Source organism: Allobosea sp. TAB14 (genome assembly GCF_052113865.1).
GTDB classification, from domain to species: Bacteria; Pseudomonadota; Alphaproteobacteria; order Rhizobiales; family Beijerinckiaceae; genus Allobosea; species Allobosea spartocytisi.
Genome location: NZ_JBFRDQ010000288.1, coordinates 1 through 3872, shown reverse-complemented (window position 1 = coordinate 3872; position 3872 = coordinate 1). Strand labels below are relative to the sequence as shown.

Genomic DNA, 3872 nt, shown 5'->3' with positions numbered 1-3872 from the left:
CGAGGATCTCGCGTTTCCCGGCGTGGTTGGCGGGTCCGACGATGCCCTCGTTTTCCATGCGCTCCATGATGGATGCGGCGCGGTTGTAGCCGATCTGGAGGCGGCGCTGGATGTAGGAGGTCGAGGCCTTCTTGTCGCGCAGCACGACGGCCACCGCCTGCTCATATGGATCGTCCGAGTCGAGCGAGCCCATGCCGGTCTTGTCGAAGACGGCGCCGTCCTCGTCCTCGGCCGCTTCCTCCTCCTCGGAGGTGACGGCGTCGAGATATTGCGGGCGGCCTTGCGTCTTCAGATGGGCGACGACCTTCTCGACCTCGTTGTCCGAGACGAAGGGGCCGTGCACGCGGGTGATGCGCCCGCCGCCGGCCATGTAGAGCATGTCGCCCTGGCCCAGAAGCTGCTCGGCGCCCATCTCGCCCAGGATCGTGCGCGAGTCGATCTTGCTGGTGACCTGGAAGGAGATCCGGGTCGGGAAGTTCGCCTTGATCGTGCCGGTGATGACGTCGACCGAGGGSCGCTGGGTCGCCARCACGACATGGATGCCGGCGGCGCGCGCCATCTGSGCSAGGCGCTGGATCGTGCCCTCGATCTCCTTGCCGGCGACCATCATCAGATCGGCCATCTCGTCGACGATGACGACGATATAGGGCAGRGGCYCSAGRTCCATSACCTCYTCYTCGTAGATCGCCTCGCCGGAATGCTTGTCGAAGCCGGTCTGGACGGTGCGGGTGATGACCTCGCCCGCCGCCTTGGCCTCGCCGACGCGGGCATTGAAGCCGTCGATGTTGCGCACCGAGAGCTTCGACATCTTCTTGTAGCGCTCCTCCATCTCGCGCACCGCCCATTTGARGGCGACGACCGCCTTCTTGGGGTCGGTGACGACGGGGGTGAGCAGATGCGGGATGCCGTCATAGACGGAGAGTTCGAGCATCTTGGGGTCGACCATGATCAGGCGGCACTCTTCCGGCTTCAGCCGGTAGAGGATCGACAGGATCATGGTGTTGATGGCGACCGACTTGCCCGAGCCGGTGGTGCCGGCGACGAGCAGGTGGGGCATGCGGGCGAGATCGGCGATGACCGGCTCGCCGCCGATGGTCTTGCCGAGGCAAAGCGCCAGCTTGTGCTTGGTCGCTTCGAAATCCTGGCTGGCGAGGAGCTCGCGCAGGAAGACGGTCTCGCGCTTGGCGTTGGGCAGTTCGATGCCGATGGCGTTCTTGCCCTGCACCACCGCCACGCGCGCCGAGACCGCGCTCATCGACCGCGCGATGTCGTCCGCCAGCGAGATCACCCGCGACGACTTCGTGCCAGGCGCGGGTTCGAGCTCGTAAAGCGTCACCACAGGGCCGGGGCGGACCTGCGTGATCTCGCCGCGCACACCGAAATCCTCCAGCACGCCTTCGAGCAGGGTCGCGTTCTGTTCCAGCGCGTCCGTCGAGACAGTGTTGGCAAGGGATTTCTTCGGCTCGGCCAGATAGGTCAGCGGCGGTAATTCGAAGGAATCGCGCTCGAGGAAGGAGGGCTGCGCCTCGCGCTGCATGCGCTTGCCCGGCTTGGGCGCGGGAGCGGGGGCGGCGACGCGCGGAGCGTTGAGGTCGCGCAGGTCCTGCGCGGCGTCGATGTCGAAGGGCGGATCGTCGTCGATGTCATGGGGGGCCGCCGCGTGCGTGCCCGGCAGCGGTGCCGGATCGAAATTCGGCAGGGGCTGACGCGGCGCGGGACCGGCGCCGAATTGCGGCTCGCGGCGGACGCGGCCGGCGCCGGCCTGCGGCGCGGGACCGGTGTCGACGGCGGGCTCGGGCGGGTGGGGCAGGCGGCGCAGGATCGCCGCGCGCAGCGCCATCGCGCCATGGGCGAGCCAGCCGATCAGGATGACGGCGATGCCGGGCTCCTCGTCGCCGCGCTCCTCGCCATCGGAGAGGCCGTCATCGGCCTCGTCGTCGAGGGCCGGGTCCTCGTCATGGACGAAGCCGAAGCCGGCGGCGGCGGTGACGGCGAGAATGGCGATGCCGGCATAAAGGAAGCCGACGAGGCTCGCGACGGCGCCCCCGGCGATGCCGGCGATGTTGCGGGTGCCGAAGAGCAGCCCGTCGCCGATGACGCCGCCCATGCCGGTCGGCAGCGGCCAGCGCGGCGTCGCCGGCAGGGCGCTGGCGACGGCGGCAGCGGCGGCGACGCCAACGACCCAGAGGCCGAGCTTGAGCGCGCCGCGGTCGAAGAGGTGGAAGCGGACCAGCCGCAATGCCCAGATCATCGGCGGGAAGAGCAGGGCGATGACGCCGAGCCCGACGAGCTGCATCAGCAGGTCGGCGATCATGGCGCCGGGCCGGCCGAGCCAGTTGCGGACCGCGCCATTGGTGGCGTTGTTGAGGCTCGGATCGTTGGCCGACCAGCTCGCGAGGGCCAAGGCGACGACCGCCATCAGCGCGAGCAGCCCCAGCCCGGTCAGCTCGGCGGCGCGGCGCGACAGGAACTCCCGCACCGGATCGGGCAGGCGGTCCATAAGCGATCGGGAGCGGCGGATGGTGCGCATGCGGCTTCGAGTCGTATTCCGGGCTTTGGGCCGCATCATGCCGGCCATATCCTCCACGTTAGGAAGCTGTGGTTAAGGCCCGCTTAACCTTGAAGCACGTCGATCTTGCGGCAGTGCACAGACATGAAAAAACCCCGGCGGTTTCCCGCCGGGGTCGGTTTCACGTGAATCGCTGAGCGATGATCACATGTTGTAGGCGCGCTCGCCGTGCTCGGCGATGTCGAGGCCCTCGCGCTCCTGATCGGGCGTGACGCGCAGGCCGACGACGACATCGACGATCTTGTAGAGGATGAAGGAGCCGACGCCGCACCAGACGACGGCGACGGCGACCGCGACGAACTGCTTCCAGACCTGCGCGCCCATGGCGTAGTCGGCGACGCCGACGCCGCCGAGTGCCGGGGCGACGAAGATGCCGGTGCCGATCGAGCCGATGATGCCGCCGACGCCGTGGACGCCGAAGACATCGAGCGAGTCGTCATAGCCGAGCGCGTTCTTCACCGTGGTGCAGAAGAAGAAGCAGACGATGCCCGCGACGGCGCCGAGCACGATCGCGCCCATCGGCCCGATGAGGCCGGCGGCCGGGGTGACGGCGACGAGGCCGGCGACGATGCCCGAGAGCATGCCGAGCAGCGAGGGCTTGCCCTTGACGATCCACTCGATGAAGAGCCAGCCGAGGCCCGCTCCGGCCGTGGCCGTGAAGGTGTTGATCATGGCGAGCGCGGCGCCGCCGGTGGCTTCGAGATTGGAGCCGGCATTGAAGCCGAACCAGCCGACCCACAGGACTGCGGTGCCGATGAAGGTCATCGTCAGCGAGTGCGGCGACATCAGCTCCTTGCCGTAGCCGATGCGCTTGCCGACCAGGAGCGCGCCCACCAGCGCCGCGATACCGGCATTGATGTGGACGACCGTGCCGCCGGCGAAGTCGAGCGCGCCGAGGGTGAAGAGATAACCCTCCGAGAACCAGACCATATGGGCCATCGGGAAGTAGACGAAGGTGCCCCAGAGAATGACGAAGAGGATCATCGCGGAGAACTTCATGCGCTCGACCAACCCGCCGACGATCAGGGCGGGCGTGATCATCGCGAAGGTCATCTGGAAGCAGATGAAGACGTATTCAGGGATCACGACGCCCTTGGTGAAGGTGTCGGAGGTGGAATCCGGCGTCACGCCGGCGAGGAAGGCCTTGGAGAAGGAGCCGATGAAGCTCGTCAGCGAACCGCCCGAGGTGAAGGCGAGGCTGTAGCCGTAGATCACCCAGACGATGCACATGATCGCGGCGATCGCCGTGATCTGCGTCATCACCGAGAGCATGTTCTTGGTCCGGGAGAGGCCGCCATAGAAC

At 67.6% G+C, this 3872-nt stretch carries 2 protein-coding genes; both read right to left on the bottom strand.

Annotated features, from left to right (window positions below; translation table 11 throughout):
- The coding region (locus AB4Y99_RS26400; protein WP_441525415.1) for a DNA translocase FtsK at window positions 1–2530 on the bottom strand (2530 nt) is incomplete at its 3' end.
- Between the two features lie 183 nt (window positions 2531–2713).
- The coding region (locus AB4Y99_RS26395; RefSeq protein WP_441525414.1) for an ammonium transporter at window positions 2714–3872 on the bottom strand (1159 nt) is incomplete at its 5' end.